General features: G+C 65.1%; 19 protein-coding genes. 10 read left to right on the top strand and 9 right to left on the bottom strand.

What is annotated here, in order from left to right:
* Positions 1-4: 4 nt before the first annotated feature.
* The 4 genes from AB3G45_RS22285 to AB3G45_RS22270 are packed head-to-tail and all read right to left on the bottom strand — an operon-like array spanning position 5 to position 3,205.
* Positions 5-523, bottom strand: a complete 519-nt coding sequence (locus tag AB3G45_RS22285) for a chemotaxis protein CheW (protein WP_367832620.1) — start codon at positions 521-523, stop codon at positions 5-7.
* On the bottom strand, positions 520-2,514 hold the full coding sequence (locus tag AB3G45_RS22280; RefSeq protein ID WP_367832619.1) for a chemotaxis protein CheA: 1,995 nt from the start codon (positions 2,512-2,514) through the stop codon (positions 520-522). The genes AB3G45_RS22285 and AB3G45_RS22280 overlap by 4 nt, the downstream gene beginning before the upstream one ends.
* The gene (locus tag AB3G45_RS22275; protein ID WP_367832618.1) at positions 2,511-2,879 is read right to left on the bottom strand and encodes a response regulator; all 369 of its coding nucleotides are present in this window, start codon (positions 2,877-2,879) and stop codon (positions 2,511-2,513) included. The genes AB3G45_RS22280 and AB3G45_RS22275 overlap by 4 nt, the downstream gene beginning before the upstream one ends.
* Positions 2,879-3,205 (bottom strand): STAS domain-containing protein, encoded by a 327-nt coding sequence (locus AB3G45_RS22270; RefSeq protein ID WP_367832617.1) that lies wholly within the window; start codon positions 3,203-3,205, stop codon positions 2,879-2,881. The genes AB3G45_RS22275 and AB3G45_RS22270 overlap by 1 nt, the downstream gene beginning before the upstream one ends.
* Positions 3,206-3,590: 385 nt before the next feature.
* On the opposite strand from AB3G45_RS22270, the gene AB3G45_RS22265 reads away from it, so the two are divergent.
* The 4 genes from AB3G45_RS22265 (at position 3,591) to modC (ending at position 8,218) form a co-directional block, all read left to right on the top strand.
* Entirely contained in the window at positions 3,591-5,294 is a 1,704-nt protein-coding gene (locus AB3G45_RS22265) for a type VII secretion target (protein ID WP_367832616.1), read from the top strand.
* Between the two features lie 209 nt (positions 5,295-5,503).
* Complete coding sequence (gene modA / locus AB3G45_RS22260; RefSeq protein WP_367832615.1) at positions 5,504-6,277, top strand: molybdate ABC transporter substrate-binding protein; 774 nt, start codon at positions 5,504-5,506, stop codon at positions 6,275-6,277.
* 169 nt (positions 6,278-6,446) lie between these two features.
* Positions 6,447-7,148: a molybdate ABC transporter permease subunit gene (gene modB, locus AB3G45_RS22255; RefSeq protein WP_367832614.1), complete on the top strand. Its 702-nt coding sequence runs from the start codon at positions 6,447-6,449 to the stop codon at positions 7,146-7,148.
* A complete protein-coding gene (modC, locus tag AB3G45_RS22250; RefSeq protein WP_367832613.1) occupies positions 7,145-8,218 on the top strand; it encodes a molybdenum ABC transporter ATP-binding protein in 1,074 nt (357 codons plus the stop codon). Before modB ends, modC begins: the two co-directional genes overlap by 4 nt.
* Positions 8,219-8,221: 3 nt before the next feature.
* Here modC and AB3G45_RS22245 read toward each other — a convergent pair whose 3' ends face one another.
* Both AB3G45_RS22245 and AB3G45_RS22240 read right to left on the bottom strand, forming a co-directional pair.
* On the bottom strand, positions 8,222-8,581 hold the full coding sequence (locus AB3G45_RS22245; protein WP_367832612.1) for a winged helix-turn-helix domain-containing protein: 360 nt from the start codon (positions 8,579-8,581) through the stop codon (positions 8,222-8,224).
* A 59-nt stretch (positions 8,582-8,640) separates the two neighbouring features.
* Complete coding sequence (locus AB3G45_RS22240) at positions 8,641-9,978, bottom strand: aspartate aminotransferase family protein (protein ID WP_367832611.1); 1,338 nt, start codon at positions 9,976-9,978, stop codon at positions 8,641-8,643.
* A gap of 145 nt (positions 9,979-10,123) precedes the next feature.
* Between AB3G45_RS22240 and AB3G45_RS22235 the strand changes: the two genes are divergently transcribed.
* Positions 10,124-10,672 (top strand): cupin domain-containing protein, encoded by a 549-nt coding sequence (locus tag AB3G45_RS22235; protein WP_367832610.1) that lies wholly within the window; start codon positions 10,124-10,126, stop codon positions 10,670-10,672.
* Positions 10,673-10,727: 55 nt separating this feature from the next.
* On the opposite strand, the gene AB3G45_RS22230 is transcribed toward AB3G45_RS22235, so the two are convergent.
* Entirely contained in the window at positions 10,728-11,528 is an 801-nt protein-coding gene (locus AB3G45_RS22230; RefSeq protein ID WP_367832609.1) for a response regulator, read from the bottom strand.
* Positions 11,529-11,677: 149 nt separating this feature from the next.
* Between AB3G45_RS22230 and AB3G45_RS22225 the strand changes: the two genes are divergently transcribed.
* Positions 11,678-11,875 (top strand): NepR family anti-sigma factor, encoded by a 198-nt coding sequence (locus AB3G45_RS22225; protein WP_367833647.1) that lies wholly within the window; start codon positions 11,678-11,680, stop codon positions 11,873-11,875.
* 89 nt (positions 11,876-11,964) lie between these two features.
* Here AB3G45_RS22225 and AB3G45_RS22220 read toward each other — a convergent pair whose 3' ends face one another.
* Positions 11,965-12,225 (bottom strand): YMGG-like glycine zipper-containing protein, encoded by a 261-nt coding sequence (locus AB3G45_RS22220; RefSeq protein WP_367832608.1) that lies wholly within the window; start codon positions 12,223-12,225, stop codon positions 11,965-11,967.
* Positions 12,226-12,253: 28 nt separating this feature from the next.
* Positions 12,254-12,409, bottom strand: coding sequence for a DUF3309 family protein (locus AB3G45_RS22215; protein WP_023514830.1), 156 nt, complete (start codon positions 12,407-12,409; stop codon positions 12,254-12,256).
* A gap of 184 nt (positions 12,410-12,593) precedes the next feature.
* Here AB3G45_RS22215 and AB3G45_RS22210 point away from each other — a divergent pair, with 184 nt between their 5' ends.
* The 4 genes from AB3G45_RS22210 to AB3G45_RS22195 all read left to right on the top strand — a co-directional run bounded on the left by AB3G45_RS22210 (position 12,594) and on the right by AB3G45_RS22195 (position 14,178).
* A complete protein-coding gene (locus AB3G45_RS22210) occupies positions 12,594-12,932 on the top strand; it encodes a hypothetical protein (RefSeq protein WP_367832607.1) in 339 nt (112 codons plus the stop codon).
* Positions 12,933-13,013: 81 nt separating this feature from the next.
* On the top strand, positions 13,014-13,211 hold the full coding sequence (locus AB3G45_RS22205) for a CsbD family protein (protein WP_367832606.1): 198 nt from the start codon (positions 13,014-13,016) through the stop codon (positions 13,209-13,211).
* Between the two features lie 170 nt (positions 13,212-13,381).
* On the top strand, positions 13,382-13,546 hold the full coding sequence (locus AB3G45_RS22200) for a DUF1328 domain-containing protein (RefSeq protein WP_367832605.1): 165 nt from the start codon (positions 13,382-13,384) through the stop codon (positions 13,544-13,546).
* Between the two features lie 131 nt (positions 13,547-13,677).
* Positions 13,678-14,178 carry a TIGR00645 family protein gene (locus tag AB3G45_RS22195; protein WP_367832604.1) on the top strand — a complete coding sequence of 167 codons (501 nt, stop codon included), beginning with the start codon at positions 13,678-13,680 and terminating at the stop codon, positions 14,176-14,178.
* Positions 14,179-14,537: the final 359 nt, after the last annotated feature.

Raw genomic sequence — 14,537 nt, 5'->3', positions numbered from 1 at the left:
GTTCCTAGTTCGGCGCCTGGGCCGTGCTGGCGCGATCACGCTTTGCGGAAAAGATCGCGCGCAGGTTCGGGACGATGATGAATTCGCCGCCCCGCTTGACGACGCAGTTGATGTAGTCCGCCCGCCAGCGCATGCCGACGCTCGGCGGCGGCTCGCTGGCGACCTTGGGAAGGGTTGTGACTTCGTTGACCTTGTCGGTACGGATGCCGATCAGCGTCGCCTCGTTGTCGAGGTCGAGCTCGATCACGACGATGCGGCTGTCGATGGTGGTTTCCGTCGCGTCCATGCCGAAGGCAAGGCGGATATCGGCAAGCGGGATCACCTTGCCGCGGAAGTTGATGACGCTGGAAACGAAGGGCTTGCTGCCGGGAACATGGGTCTCCGGCAGGAGATCGAGGATCTCCTGCACGACGATCGCCTCGATCGCGAAGGTCTCGCCGTTCAGGTTGAAGGTGAGCACGGAGAGATCCTCCTCCACGCCCCAGATTGCGCCGTAGTCGAGTTTTCGTGCCGCTTCGTTCATCCTGCCGCCCGCAATTGCGCCTCCTGCTGCTGTCCGGCCGCGACAAGGTGGGTGACGTCGAGGATCAGCGCCACGCTGCCATCGCCGAGGATGGTCGCGCCGGAGAACGTGTCGACGTCATGGTGCAGCTTGGACATGGATTTGATGACCGTCTGGTGGTCGCCGATGATCTGGTCGACGACGAGGCCGACGCGTTCCGACCCGGTCGAGATGACGACGACCTTCTGGTGCGGATCGGGCTCGGTGCGCGTCTGGAAGAGTTCGCGCAGGCGCAGGAACGGCACGAGGCTGTCGCGCAGCGAGATGAAGCTGCGTCCGCGCGAGCGCAGGTCGTCCTCGAGCGACAGCTCCAGGCACTCCTCCACCGCCGAGAGCGGGATGACGTAGCAACCCTGGCCGACGCGTACCAGCAGGCCCTCGATGATGGCGAGCGTCAGCGGAATGCGCAGCGACACCTCCGAGCCTTCGCCCGGCTTGCTGGTGATGTCGATCGTGCCGCGCAGCGCCTCCACCGTCTTCTTGACCACGTCCATGCCGACGCCGCGGCCGGAAAGGTTCGTCACGGCCTGTGCGGTCGAGAAGCCCGGCTGGAAGATGAGCTGCAGCAGGTCCTGGTCGGTCAGCGTCGCGCCCGGCTGGACGATGCCCGAGGCTTCAGCCTTGGCGCGCACCCGCTCGCGGTTGATGCCACGCCCGTCGTCCTTGATGGTGATGATGACCTCGCCGCCCGTCTGGTGTGCGGAGAGGATGACCCGGCCCTTCGCCTCCTTGCCGGCGGCGACGCGCTCGTCGGGCTTTTCGAGGCCGTGGTCGATGGAATTGCGCACGAGATGGACGAGCGGATCGGCGAGCCGGTCGATGACCGTCTTGTCGACCTCCGTGCTTTCGCCTTCGGTGATGAGCTCGATCTCCTTGCCCGTCTCGCGCGACAGATCGTGCACGAGGCGGCGGAAGCGGCTGAAGAGGCTGGCGACCGGCATCATGCGCAGCACCATCATCGTGTCGCGCAGTTCGCCGGAAAGGCGTTCGATTTCTTCCGAGACCGAGCGCAGCCCGAGATCCGCCGCCGTGCCGGCAAGCTGGGTGAGGCGCGACTGGGCGATGACGAGCTCGCCGACGCGGTCCATCATTTCGTCCAGCCGTTCGGCCGGCACGCGGACGTTCTCGGCGGATTTCGCCTGCTTGGGATCGTTGGCCGCCTGGATGGCCGTGGCCTCCCGCTCGGTGACGACGACAGCCCTGGCGATCGGTGCCTGCGCCGGGCTCGCCGTCGCGGCAGGCCGCTCGGCGGCGACCTCGGCGATCTCGAGCTCCATGTCGTCCATGACGAAGATGAAGACGTCCTCGATATCGGCGCGCGGCCGCTCGGTCTTCAGCGTGACGTCCCAGCTTATATGGATATCGCGCGGTTCCAGCGCGGAAAGCTCCGGCACCTTCGACGTGTCGGCGACGATCCGGCAATCGCCGAGGTCGCGCATCTCGTCGAGCAGGCCGAGCGGATTGGTGCCGTTCGCCATGGCATTGGCTGGCAGGCTGAAGCGGATGCGCCATTCGCGCAGGCCGCCGGCCTCTTCGGCGACCGGCGCGGCCGAGGCGACCGCCGGGGCGGGGTAGCCTCCGCCGTTGACCGCCCGGTGCAGATTGTCGAGCAGCGCGGCGCTCATTCCCTCATGGTCGCCGTTCGGCGTTTCGAGCAGCGCGCGCATGTGGTCCTGCGCCGACAGCACCGCCGAGACCAGCTCGTGCGTGGCGGGCACGTCGCCCTTGCGCACCCGGTCGAAGGCGGTCTCGCAATGGTGGGTGAAGGCGGCTAGCGCGTCGAAGCCGAACATCGCGCCCGAGCCCTTCAGCGTGTGCAGACCCCGGAAGACCGCGTCGATCTGGTCGCGGTCGTCGAGGCTGCGGGTGAGGTCGAGGAGGCCGGACTCGATCTGTTCCAGCAGTTCGGCCGCTTCTGTCCGGAAGACTGAGATCGGGTCCGGGTTCGTCATCTTCCGAGGACCTTCTTGGTGATCTTGACGAGGCTTTCGGGATCGAAGGGCTTGGTGAGCCAGCCGGTGGCACCGGCCGCTTTCGCCTGCGCCTTCAGCTCGCCGTCGGATTCGGTGGTGAGGAAGATGACCGGCACGCCGGTATGCGCGGGCAGCTTGCGCAGCTCGCGGATCATGGTGAGGCCATCCATGTTGGGCATGTTCAGGTCGGTCACGACGAGGTCGTATTCGCCGGCCTTCAGCTTGTTGAGGCCGTCGAGGCCGTCGACGGCCTCCGTCACGGCATAGCCGGCATTGCTGAGGGTGACGCGCGTCGTCAGCCGGATGCTGGCGGAATCGTCAACGGTCAAGATCTTCGCGGTCATCAATTCTTCTCCTGATGCAGCCAGAAATGCGCGGCGTCGGGCGTCATCCCGTCGAGAAAGCCGCCGCGTTTCAGCACGTCGTAAAGGTCGCCGGAGGCGGGCCGGGCAAGTAGAACGCGCCCCGCCTTGGCCTCGGCCTGCTTGCGGGCCGCCGTGACGAGCTGGACAAAGCTGAGATCGACCTGCGCCGCCTCGTCTATATCAAGTACGGTGGTGGAATTATTGTTCAGGAAATCCAAGATCAGCTCTTGAACGGACAACATAGTCTTTATGGTGAGTGTCGTCGGTAAGGTTAACGACGCGTCACCCGGCAGGGTCGATGACATGCAGGCCTCGATAATCGTTTCGAGAGAGAGTATTTCCCGCGCCAGAATCCCAAGTCAGGCTTAATGAACGGTAAAGCGCGGTTGATAATTTCATCCACTGGTGGTCCGGCCATCGCCGATACACCGCTTCACCTTACGGTAGGAAAATTGACTAAATAATTGAATATATGGAATAATATACACAATTAGATGTAAGTGATATTATTTCTAAATCCCTAATTCTAGGGATGCATGCATCCACGGGTGGTGTTGGCGGAACGCCCCGGCGAAGCGGGATTCCATTACATGAGGAAAGGCGAATTTACTGTGCGTTACATTGTTGCTCCTAGGGTTCGCCCACGGGTTCTTGCAAATGGGGTATGGCGTGTCAGGAATAGCGAGCGCAATGCGTGTGGAGCGGCAGACGGACGAGGTGGAACTCGTCTCCCGCCTCGAAGGGGCGCGTTCCCGCATCGAACAGCGGTTCCTCGATGGCGGTGTCGTGCTGCTCTCGGTGCTGGACGTGCTCAACCGGCTGGTCGCCTCTCTGGAGAACCTGTCGGGTTCGCTCGGCGACGAGGCGGCGGAGGCGACCATCGGCCGGCTCGTCGCCACCGTCGACCAGTTGACCGCGCTGCCCGGCATCGAGGAGCAGCGCCAGCAGCGCCTCGCCAATATCGCCGTCACGGAAAAATCGCTCGGCACCCATATCGCCGACATGCAGGAGACGCTGCGCTACCTGCGCACCTTCGCCACGACCGCCAAGATCACCGGCGCCGCCATTCCCGATTTTGCCGGCTTCGCGGAGGAGATCCTCGAGCGCATCCAGTTCGGCGCGGGCGAGGTCAACGCGCTCGGCGCCAGGATCGGCACGCTCGGCGCGGTCATCGACACCGCCGCGGCCGGGGGCGGGCAGGCGCTGGAGCGGTTTCGCCGCTCCGTGCCGGACATTGCCGGCAACCTCTCGCGCAATGCCGCGGACCTGACCGCCCAGCGGCGCCATCTCTCCCAGCTTGCCGCCAAGGTGGGCGCGGCGGCGCGCGGCGTGCAGGGCAAGGTCGCAACCACGCTGTCGGCCATGCAGATCGGCGACATAACCCGCCAGCGTATCGAACATTGCCAGGCCGCCTTCACGTTCCTCGATGAATATCTTGCGGCGGGGACGCTGGATGCGGAGGCTGGCGGCCGCCTGGCGGCGCTGATCCACCATCTCGTGCACGACCAGCTTGTCGAGATCGCCAGCGATTTCGCGCGCGAATGCAAGACGGTGGTCGGCACGATCCGCAGCTTCGGCACCGATATCGACGGCCTGATGGCGCTCTACGGCGACATGGATGCGGCCGATGGCCACTCCGCCGACCGGGCCATGCGCATCCTGGAGGCCGATATCGCCGCCGCCCGCGCCGTGGTGCGCGATATCGGGCAGGCGGCCGGCAAGGCCAATGAGCTGGGCGCGAGCACGGTCGAGACCGTGCAGGGCCTCCTGAAAGGGGTGAAGACGATCCAGCTCGTGCGCACGGATATCCACTACATGGCGCTCAACACCAACCTGCGCTGCGGCAAGCTCGGCGAAGAGGGGCGGGCGATCAATGTGGTGACGGCGGAACTGCGGCTCTTCTCCAGTCAGCTCGACGAGACGGCCGAGCGCATCCTCGTCGCCCTGCAGTCGCTCGAAGGCGACGCCGGCAAGCTGCGCGAGGCCGGCACGGCCACCGGCGGCTCGCTCGACGCCCATCTCGACGAGGCGCTGGAGCATATCCGCCAGGCGGGCGACCGGATGGAGGAGGACATGACGGCCCTGCGCGCCTGCGGCGCGGACGTCTCCGCCAAGGCGGGCCGCACGATCGCCGACCTCGATTTCAATGCCGAACTCGGCGACGTGCTGGCCGATTGCTCCGCCCGCGCCGGCGAACTCCTCGGCGACGGCCTGCCGGACAGGTCGGGCCTCGAAGAGGCGATGGCCGATCTCGGCGGCCGGATCGCGCGCACCTATACGATGGTCTCCGAGCGCGAGGTGCATGCCCGCGTGTTCGGCACCGTCCTCGAAGCGACCGCAGCCCCCGCCGCCGCCCAAAGCGACGAGGATCTCTTCGACGACGCGCTGTTCTAGATTCTTGTTTTTGCCGCATTATCCGACGTCGAAGCGATTTCGCTTCGGCTGGAAATGCTCCAGGACGATCCCGACCGTCCGGTCTCCTCCAGGTCAGGTCTTCGTCCGTTTCCCTGTATTTTTGAGAATATAGCGCTGGCAAAGCTGCGCGCAGCGATATATTCAAAGAGATATCACGCTGCCTTCAGGCAGGAAAAGGGAGAACAGGAATGAACCGTCGTCTGCTTCTGAAACTCGTCGTCGCCGCTTTCGCGTCGCTGCCGCTCGCCCTGCCGGCAGCCGCCGCGGAAAAGGTCACCGTCTTTGCGGCCGCCAGTCTCAAGAACGCGCTGGATGCGGCCAATGCCGCCTGGTCCAAGGAGACCGGCAACGAGACGACGGTCTCCTATGCGGCAAGCTCGGCGCTCGCCAAGCAGATCGAGGCGGCGGCGCCTGCCGACCTCTTCATCTCGGCCGACCTTGCCTGGATGGACTATGTTGCCGAAAAGAAGCTGATCAAGGACGACACCCGCGTGAACCTTCTCGGCAACCGCATCGTGCTTGTCGCGCCGAAGGACAAGGCCGCGACCGTCGAGATCGGGCAGGGTTTCGACCTCGCCGGTCTTCTCGGCGACGGCAGGCTCGCCATGGGCGCGGTCGACAGCGTGCCGGCCGGCAAATACGGCAAGGCGGCGCTTGAAAAGCTCGGCATCTGGTCGTCGGTGGAAGGTAAGGTCGCCGGCGCCGAAAGCGTGCGCGCCGCGCTCGCCCTCGTCTCGCGCGGCGAGGCGCCCTACGGCATCGTCTACCAGACGGATGCCGCGGCCGATCCGGGCGTCGCCGTCGTCGGCACCTTCCCGGAGGACAGTCACCCGCCGATCATCTATCCGGTGGCCATCCTCGCGGAATCTGAGAGCGCCGCGGCGGCCGCCTATCTCGACTTCCTGAAGTCCGACAAGGCCGCGCCCTTCTTTACCGAGCAGGGTTTCTCGATCCTGAAGTAAGACGAGCTTCTCCCCACTCTCCACGTTATCCTCGGGCTTGACCCGAGGATCCACCGCGGCGCATGTGGCATGGATGGTCGGGTCAAGCCCGGCCATGACGGAGGAGAAGCGGGTGGGCTTGTCGGCCCCGGCCTCGATGCCGGGGTTTTTACCTTTCGAAGGAACATGCGTGGACTGGCTTGCCCTGAGCGACGAGGAATGGACGGCGATCCGGCTCAGCCTTCGGGTTTCGGCGGTGGCGGTCCTCGTCAGCCTGCCGCTCGGCATCCTCGCCGCCCTGGCGCTGGCGCGCGGCCGCTTCTGGGGCAAGTCGCTGCTGAACGGGCTGGTGCACCTGCCATTGATCTTGCCGCCCGTCGTCACCGGCTTCCTGCTGCTCATCCTGTTCGGCCGGCGCGGGCCTGTCGGCTCCGTGCTGGACGAATGGTTCGGCATCGTGCTCTCCTTCCGCTGGACCGGCGCGGCGCTCGCCTGCGGCGTCATGGGCTTTCCGCTGATGGTGCGCTCGATCCGCCTTTCCATCGAGGCCGTCGACCGCAAGCTGGAGGAGGCGGCCGGCACGCTGGGCGCAAGCCCCCTCTGGGTCTTCCTCACCGTCACCCTGCCGCTCATCCTGCCCGGGGTCATCGCCGGCATGATCCTCGCCTTTGCGAAAGCGATGGGCGAGTTCGGCGCCACCATCACCTTCGTCTCCAATATTCCCGGCGAGACGCAGACGCTGTCGGCCGCCATCTATACCTTCACCCAGGTGCCTGGCGGCGATGCCGGCGCCATGCGCCTCACCCTCGTCGCCATCGCCATCTCCATGGTCGCGCTCGTCGCCTCCGAGGTGCTTGCCCAGCGCATCGGCCGCAAGGTGAACCTCGAATGAGCCTCGTCGTGGATGTCCGCCACCGGCTCGGCGATTTTTCGCTGGGGGCCGCCTTCACCTCCGACGGGGGCGTCACCGCCCTGTTCGGCCGGTCCGGCTCGGGAAAGACATCGCTGGTCCGCATCATCGCCGGCCTCACGCGCCCGGCGGAAGGCCGGGTCCTGCTCGGCGACGAGGTGCTGGTCGATACCGCCCGCCGCGTCTTCGTGCCGGCCCATCGCCGGCGCTTCGGCTATGTCTTCCAGGAGGCGCGGCTCTTCCCGCATCTCACCGTGCGGCAGAACCTCAACTATGGCCGCTGGTTCTCGCCGAAGGGCGCGCGCACGGAGAATCCGGACCGTGTGGTCGACCTGCTCGGCATTGCCGGCCTGCTCGACCGCCAGCCGGCCAACCTTTCCGGCGGTGAGAAGCAGCGTGTCGCCATCGGCCGCGCGCTGCTGGCCTCGCCGCGCCTGCTCTTGATGGACGAGCCGCTCGCCGCACTCGACGAGGAGCGAAAGGCGGAAATCCTGCCCTATCTGGAGCGCCTGCGCGACGGGGTCGGCATTCCCATCGTCTATGTCAGTCATTCGGTGGCCGAAGTGGCGCGCCTTGCCGACCGGGTGGTGCTGATGGCGGACGGGCGCATCACCGCGATCGGCGCGGCATCGGACGTGCTGGGCGGCCCGCGCCTTTCCTCCGCCGCCGAGCGCCGCGAGGCGGGCAGCATCCTTGCCGGCCGCGTCGAGGCGCGCGATGCCGCGCACGGCCTCGCCACCATCCGCCTCGACGGCGGGGCGACGATCCTCGTGCCGGGCGCCGCGGTCTCGCCGGGCGACACGGTGCGGCTGCGCATCCCCGCCCGCGACGTCATGATCGCGACGGTGCGTCCGGAAGGCCTCAGCGCCCTCAATATCCTGGACGGTGCCGTCGAGGCGATCGAGCCGGACGGCGAGGGCATGGCGAGCCTGCGCATAACCTGCGGCGGCGATGTCGTGCGCGCCCGCATCACCGCGCTTTCCGTCGAGCGCCTGGGCCTCGCCCCCGGCCTGCCGGTACATGCGGTCGTCAAGACGGTGGCGCTGGAATAGGCGTCAGTCCGCAAGGTTCCCGACGATCCAGCCGATATCCTCGGCCAGCGCTGCGCGCGCCTTGTCCTCCATGGCGTGGTAACGGGCGATCAGCGCTTCGCCGAAAGGGGTCACGACGGCGCCGCCGCCCTGTTTGCCGCCGCGCTGCGATTCCACCACCGGCGTGCGGAACAGCCGGTTCATCTCGTCGACCAGCAGCCAGGCCCGGCGATAGGACATGTCCATCGCCCGCCCGCCGGCCGAGATCGAGCCGGTCTCCCTTATGTGCGCGAGAAGCTGGATCTTGCCGCGCCCGATCCGCCCTTCTGGCTCGAACTGCAGGCGGAAGATGAGTTTCGGTTCGGTCTTGGCGGATGCTGACATGAAACTGGGCCCGTATGGATACGGGCCCAGATATAACAGCGTTTCCCGCCGAAGAAAGCTTATGCTGCCCGCTTCAGGGCATCGCCGAGGATCGAGACGATATCCTCGAAATGCGCCTTCTCGGCGATCAGCGGCGGCGAGAAGGCGATGATGTCGCCGGTGACGCGGATCAGGAGGCCCTTCTCGAAGCAGTCGACAAAGACGTCATAGGCCCGGGCGCCCGGTGCGCCGTCGCGCGAGGCAAGCTCGATGCCGGCGATGAGGCCGATCGTGCGGATGTCGATGATGTGCGGCAGGCCCTTCAGCGAATGCATCGCCGCATGCCAGTCGTCCTGCATCGCCGCGCCGCGCGTGAACAGGCCCTCGTCGCGATAGATGTCGAGCGTCGCGATGCCGGCGGCGCAGGCCACCGGATGGCCGGAATAGGTGTAGCCGTGGAAGAGCTCGATGGCGTTTTCCGGCCCGTGCATCAGCGCGTCGTGCACCTTGCGGCTGGCGAAGACCGCACCCATCGGGATGGCGCCGTTGGTGAGGCCCTTGGCGGTCGTCACGATGTCGGGCGTCACGCCGAAATAGTCGGTGGCGAAGGCGGCGCCGAGGCGGCCGAAGCCGGTGATCACCTCGTCGAAGATCAGCAGGATGCCGTGCTTGTCGCAGGTCGCGCGCAGCTTTTCCAGATAGCCCTTCGGCGGGATCAGCACGCCGGTGGAGCCGGCGACCGGCTCGACGATGCAGGCGGCGATGGTTTCCGCGCCATGCAGCGCCACCAGCCGTTCGAGGTCATCGGCAAGCTCGGCGCCGTGCTCCGGCTGGCCCTTCACATAGGCGTTCCTCGCAAGGTCATGGGTGTGGCGCAGGTGGTCGGAGCCGGGAAGCTGCGGGAAGACGCGGCGGTTGTTGAGAATGCCGCCAACCGAAATGCCGCCGAAGCCGACGCCGTGATAGCCGCGCTCGCGGCCGATGAGGCGGGTGCGCGTGCCCTGGCCGATGGCGCGCTGGTAGGCGATGGCGATCTTCAGCGCGGTATCGACCGATTCCGAGCCGGAGCCGGTATAGAAGATGCGGTCGAGCTTGGCGCCGTCAGGGCCGGGGGCGATCTCGGCCAGCCGCTCGGCGAAATCGAAGGCGACCGCATGGCCCATCTGGAAGGAGGGCGCGAAATCCATTTCGGTGAGCTGGCGCTCGACCGCGGCGGCGATCTGCCGGCGGCCATGGCCGGCATTGACGCACCACAGGCCCGCAGTGCCGTCGAGCACCCGGCGGCCGTCGGCGCTAGTGTAATACATGCCTTCGGCGGCGGCGAGCAGGCGCGGCGCGGCCTTGAACTGGCGATTGGCGGTAAACGGCATCCAGTAGCTGTCGAGCACCGGTGCATTGGGCTTGTTGTGAACGTTCATGGCAGATCTCCTCTGGCTGACGGGATTGACGCCATGATTTGCGATGCCGAACAAGTCCTTTTCTTCTTGACGTCAACCGATTGAAAATAAAGGATATGGGTTAATCGATTTTCGATATTCCGAACATCTAGAACAGGTAGTGGCCATGTCGGTCGATATCGGGCGCAGGCTGCGCCATCTGCGCATGGCCCACAATCTCTCCCAGCGCGAGCTCGCCAAGCGCGCCGGCGTCACCAATTCGACGATTTCGCTGATCGAATCGAACGCCTCCAACCCGTCCGTCGGTGCGCTGAAGCGCATCCTCGACGGCATCCCGATCGGGCTGGCGGAATTCTTCGCCTTCGAGCCTGACCGTCCGAAGAAGGCCTTCTACCGGGCGGACGAACTGACGGAGATCGGCAAGGGCGGGATTTCCTACCGGCAGGTCGGCGACAATCTTTTCGGCCGCAGCCTGCAGATCCTGAAGGAGTGCTACCAGCCCGGCGCGGACACGGGGAAGGTGCCGCTGGTGCACGAAGGCGAGGAGGGCGGCATCGTGCTGTCGGGCCGGCTGGAAGTGACCGTCGACGACGAGCGTCGCATCCTCGGCCCGGGGGATGCCTATTATTTCGAGAGCCGCCGTCCGCATCGCTTCCGCTGCGTCGGCCCGGTGCCCTGCGAGGTCATCAGCGCCTGCACCCCGCCGACCTTCTAAGCGAAGGGGACGACGGCGCCCGATCGTTCACGCCATCGCCTTTTTTCGTTCCCGCTCAGGCCGATTTCGCCAGCCGCGCCTGCTCGTCGAAGAACAGCGCCTGGCTGATCAGCGCCTTCACCATGTCCGGGTTGAACGGCTTGGTGACGAGGAAGGCGGGTTCCGGCTTCTCGCCGGTCAGGAGCCGCTCCGGGAAGGCGGTGATGAAGATGACGGGGATCGTGCTGTTCTTCAGGATGTCGTTGACGGCATCGATGCCCGAGCTGCCGTCTGCGAGCTGGATATCGGCGAGCACCATGCGCGGTGAGGTGCGGTGATAGAGCTCGACCGCCTCCGAATGGGTGCGCGCGATGCCCGTCACATTGTGGCCGAGGCCCTTCACCATGTCCTCGATGTCCATGGCGATCAGCGGCTCGTCCTCGATGATCATGATATCGGTCGCGACCTGCCGCGAGATGTCGCGCGAGGCTTCGTCGAGCAGGGCGCCGAAGCGTTCTTCCGACACGTCGAGAATGTCCGCGCCCTCGGCAAGGTCGAAGCCTTCGACGGCGACCAGCAGGAAGGCCTTGCGTTCCGCCGGCGGCAGGTTGGCAAGGTTGGCGGCCGCCTGGCGCTCCCAGCCGAAGGGGGAGGTGTTGTCCGGCAGCGTCACGTCGAGGTTCTCGAAGAGCGTGCAATAGAGTCGGTAAAGTGCGATCCGGTCGCTCCGGCCCTCCGGATAGAGCGAGATATCGGCGACCAGCGCTTCAAGCATGGCCGCGACATAGGCGTCGCCCGAGGTCTGGGAGCCCGTCACTGCACGGGAAAACCGCCTCAGATAGGCGAGATGCGGTGCGATACGGGTGGAAAGTGACATTTAGTTCTCCCTGAATATGTTCCGCATCGGAACCGTTTCCGCTAGAGTTCATCATACGGAAACCTATTGGTAGCATTCTAAGTCTGACTTGCTATTGGGAATCTTGGGCAAAAGGAAGATAGCGAGTGGCATCGGATGGAAACAAGACCATGATCGAGCCCGGTAAAGAAAAGAAGCGCGCGGGACGGGGTTCGCCCGCCAAGGCGGCGTTCGACCCGAACGGTCCGGTCGGCCGCAAGCTCAAATCCTTCTATGAGGTCATCGAGACGGAGCCCGTGCCCGACCGCCTTCTCGATCTTCTGGAAAAGCTCGACGAAGCCGAGGCCAGGGGCAAGAGCGGTTCCTGAAAACATTCCGTCCTTCCAGTTTCTGACCAGGTTCCAGACATCAAGAAACGGGCCCGAGGGCCCGTTTCCCGTTTGAGATCGTCGTCGTGTCAGCGGCAGCGCGCTTCGTAGCGGCGGCCGTAGCGGTCGCGATAGATGCAGTAGCCGCTGCGGTCGGAGCGGGCGATGAGATAGCCCGCCGCGCCGCCGATGGCGGCCCCCGCGAGCGCGCCGCCAGCGCGGCCCGTGACGACGCCGCCGATGACGGCGCCCGTACCCGCGCCGATCGCGGTGCCGCGTTCGGTCTGGGTGCAGGCGGTGAGCGTCACCGTGGAGGCGACGAGGGCAAGCGCGATGATGATGTTCTTCATGGTTCCGGCTCCTGGCTCGGTTCGGGGATCAGATACGTCCCATGAGGACGAGGATGAGAAGGATGAGCACGATCAGGCCAAGGCCGCCGGACGGACCGTAGCCCCAACTCCGGCTATATCCCCAGTTCGGCAGGGCGCCGATCAGAAGCAGGATGAGAATGACGAGGAGAATGGTGCTGAGCATCGGCGCTTCCTTTCACGTCCGGTTCGCTTTCGAGCGATGGGCCGACAACGAGCCGCAACGGCTTTTGTTCCCATAAATGTGACGGGGCCGTCATCGCTCCGGGCCGGAACTTTCGCGACCCCCTTCCGTTTCCTGCCCGATCCGAATGGCCCTCACGGGTGCACGATGGGTGATGGAGAGTGAAATGGAACACATAGCCGCAATCATGCTTCTGGTCGGCTGCAGCCATGGCGGCCTCACCTGCGAAGAACTGCCGGTGCCCCAGGTGGCGTTCGAGACCATGGAGGAATGCGTCGGGGCGCTACCCGCCGCACTCGGCGGGGCAGGGACCGGCAAGCGCATCGTGCACGGGCGCTGCGCGGTCGTCGATCCGGCCTGGGTCGAGGAGGACGTCGAGATCGACTGGCGCCTCACCCGGCAGAACGGCCTTGAGGTCCACGTCCGGCAGGTCCAGCCGCCGGCAGGCGACGTCATCGTCGCCGACAACGCCTATCCGGTCGAAACGGCGGCGCGGATGCACTGACAGATGCGGGAACCTTTCCGGCGCCTGCCGGTTTCCCTCTCATCAACATCATGCGTTCAACGCAATAGAAAGGACAGCGTCATGAACTGGGACATCATCGAAGGCAAGTGGAACGAGTACAAGGGCAAGGCCCAGACCCAGTGGGGCAAGCTTACCGACGACGACCTCGATGTCATCAACGGCCGCCGGGTCGAACTCTCGGGCAAGATCCAGCAGCGTTACGGCCTCGCCAAGGAAGAGGCCGAGCGGCAGATCGACGACTGGGCGCGCCGTGACTAGACGGTCGCCGGCCGCATCGCTCACCACTCCTGCCGCCGCAGCCGGAAGGCCGCGGCGGTATTGCGTTTGAAGCGAAGGCATCGTCCCAAAAGCGTTCTCTCCGGCCTTGTTTCGCGGAACCTTTTTCAACCCCCCTCGTTTCTCCAGCGATACAAAGAAGGAGTTCGAAAATGCTCTATTATGCTGTGGTCTTTCTCGTGATCGCCCTTGTTGCCGGCCTGCTCGGCTTCGGCGGTATCGCCGGCGCATCGGCCGGCATCGCGCAGGTCCTGTTCTTCGTCTTCCTGGCCCTCCTGGTCCTCTCGCTGATCGCGGGCCTGTTCCGAAGGGCATGAGGACGAAGCATGCCGGAAAAGGGCGGCGTTCGCGGACGCCGCCCTTTTTGCGTCCGCGAACGACCCTTGCGGGGCTTCGCCTCCTTGGTTAACAACGGGTGAATTTGCCGAATCCCGCTGGAGCCTGCCCGATGAAATCCCTCGAACTCCTGGTCGAACGCATCATCCTGTCGAGCCGGTGGATCCTGGTGGTCTTTTATCTCGGCCTCGTCGCGGCGCTCGCCGTCTATGCCGTCTCCTTCCTCTATAAATTCGCCAAGGTGGCGATGAACGTCTTCGTCTTCGACGATGCGGAGATGATCCTCGCCATGCTCGGCCTGATCGACGCGGCGCTGGTCGCCAGCCTCATCCTCATGGTCATGATCGCCGGCTACGAGAATTTCGTCAGCCGCTTCGACGAGGCGGAGACCGACGTTTCCTTCCTCGGAAAGCTCGATTCCGGCAGCCTGAAGATCAAGGTCGCCTCCTCGATCGTCGCGATCTCCTCGATCCACCTGCTGCAGGTCTTCCTCAACGTGCAGCAATATACCGATGCCAAGCTGATGTGGCTGACCCTCATGCACCTCGCCTTCGTCGTCTCCGCCGTGCTGCTCGGTTTCCTCGAGCAGATCATGGGCAAGCTGAAGGGCTGACGCCTTGCCGGAACCGACAGGGGAGGGGCGCCGCGGGTATCCGCCGGCGCCTTTTTCTTTTGTGGCAAGTCAAGCGAAAGCTCCACCTTTTCCCCGACATTCCACCTATGCACCGGGCGATTTGGTCTGCCGCCGGTCCGATGGGGGCGGGAATTCCCGGTTTTGATCGTTTGGACAAGATTTTGGCGGCTGCTGTGTGTCTGTGGAGGGTTGTTTTGTGTCTTTCGGGGTGTCGTTTGCGGATAAAGTTGAGCACTACCAATGGCTTGTCGATTTCTGGCATTTTCTTGAAATTGGTTGTTGACGCGGGGGCAGGGGTAGGCCTATAACCCGGCCATCGAACGAGAGCGGCGGCGCTT

The organism is Shinella sp. S4-D37 (assembly GCF_040812195.1).
Classification (GTDB): Bacteria; Pseudomonadota; Alphaproteobacteria; order Rhizobiales; family Rhizobiaceae; genus Shinella.
The sequence above is the reverse complement of the archived record's forward strand: the minus strand, read 5'-3'. Positions and strand labels throughout refer to the sequence as shown.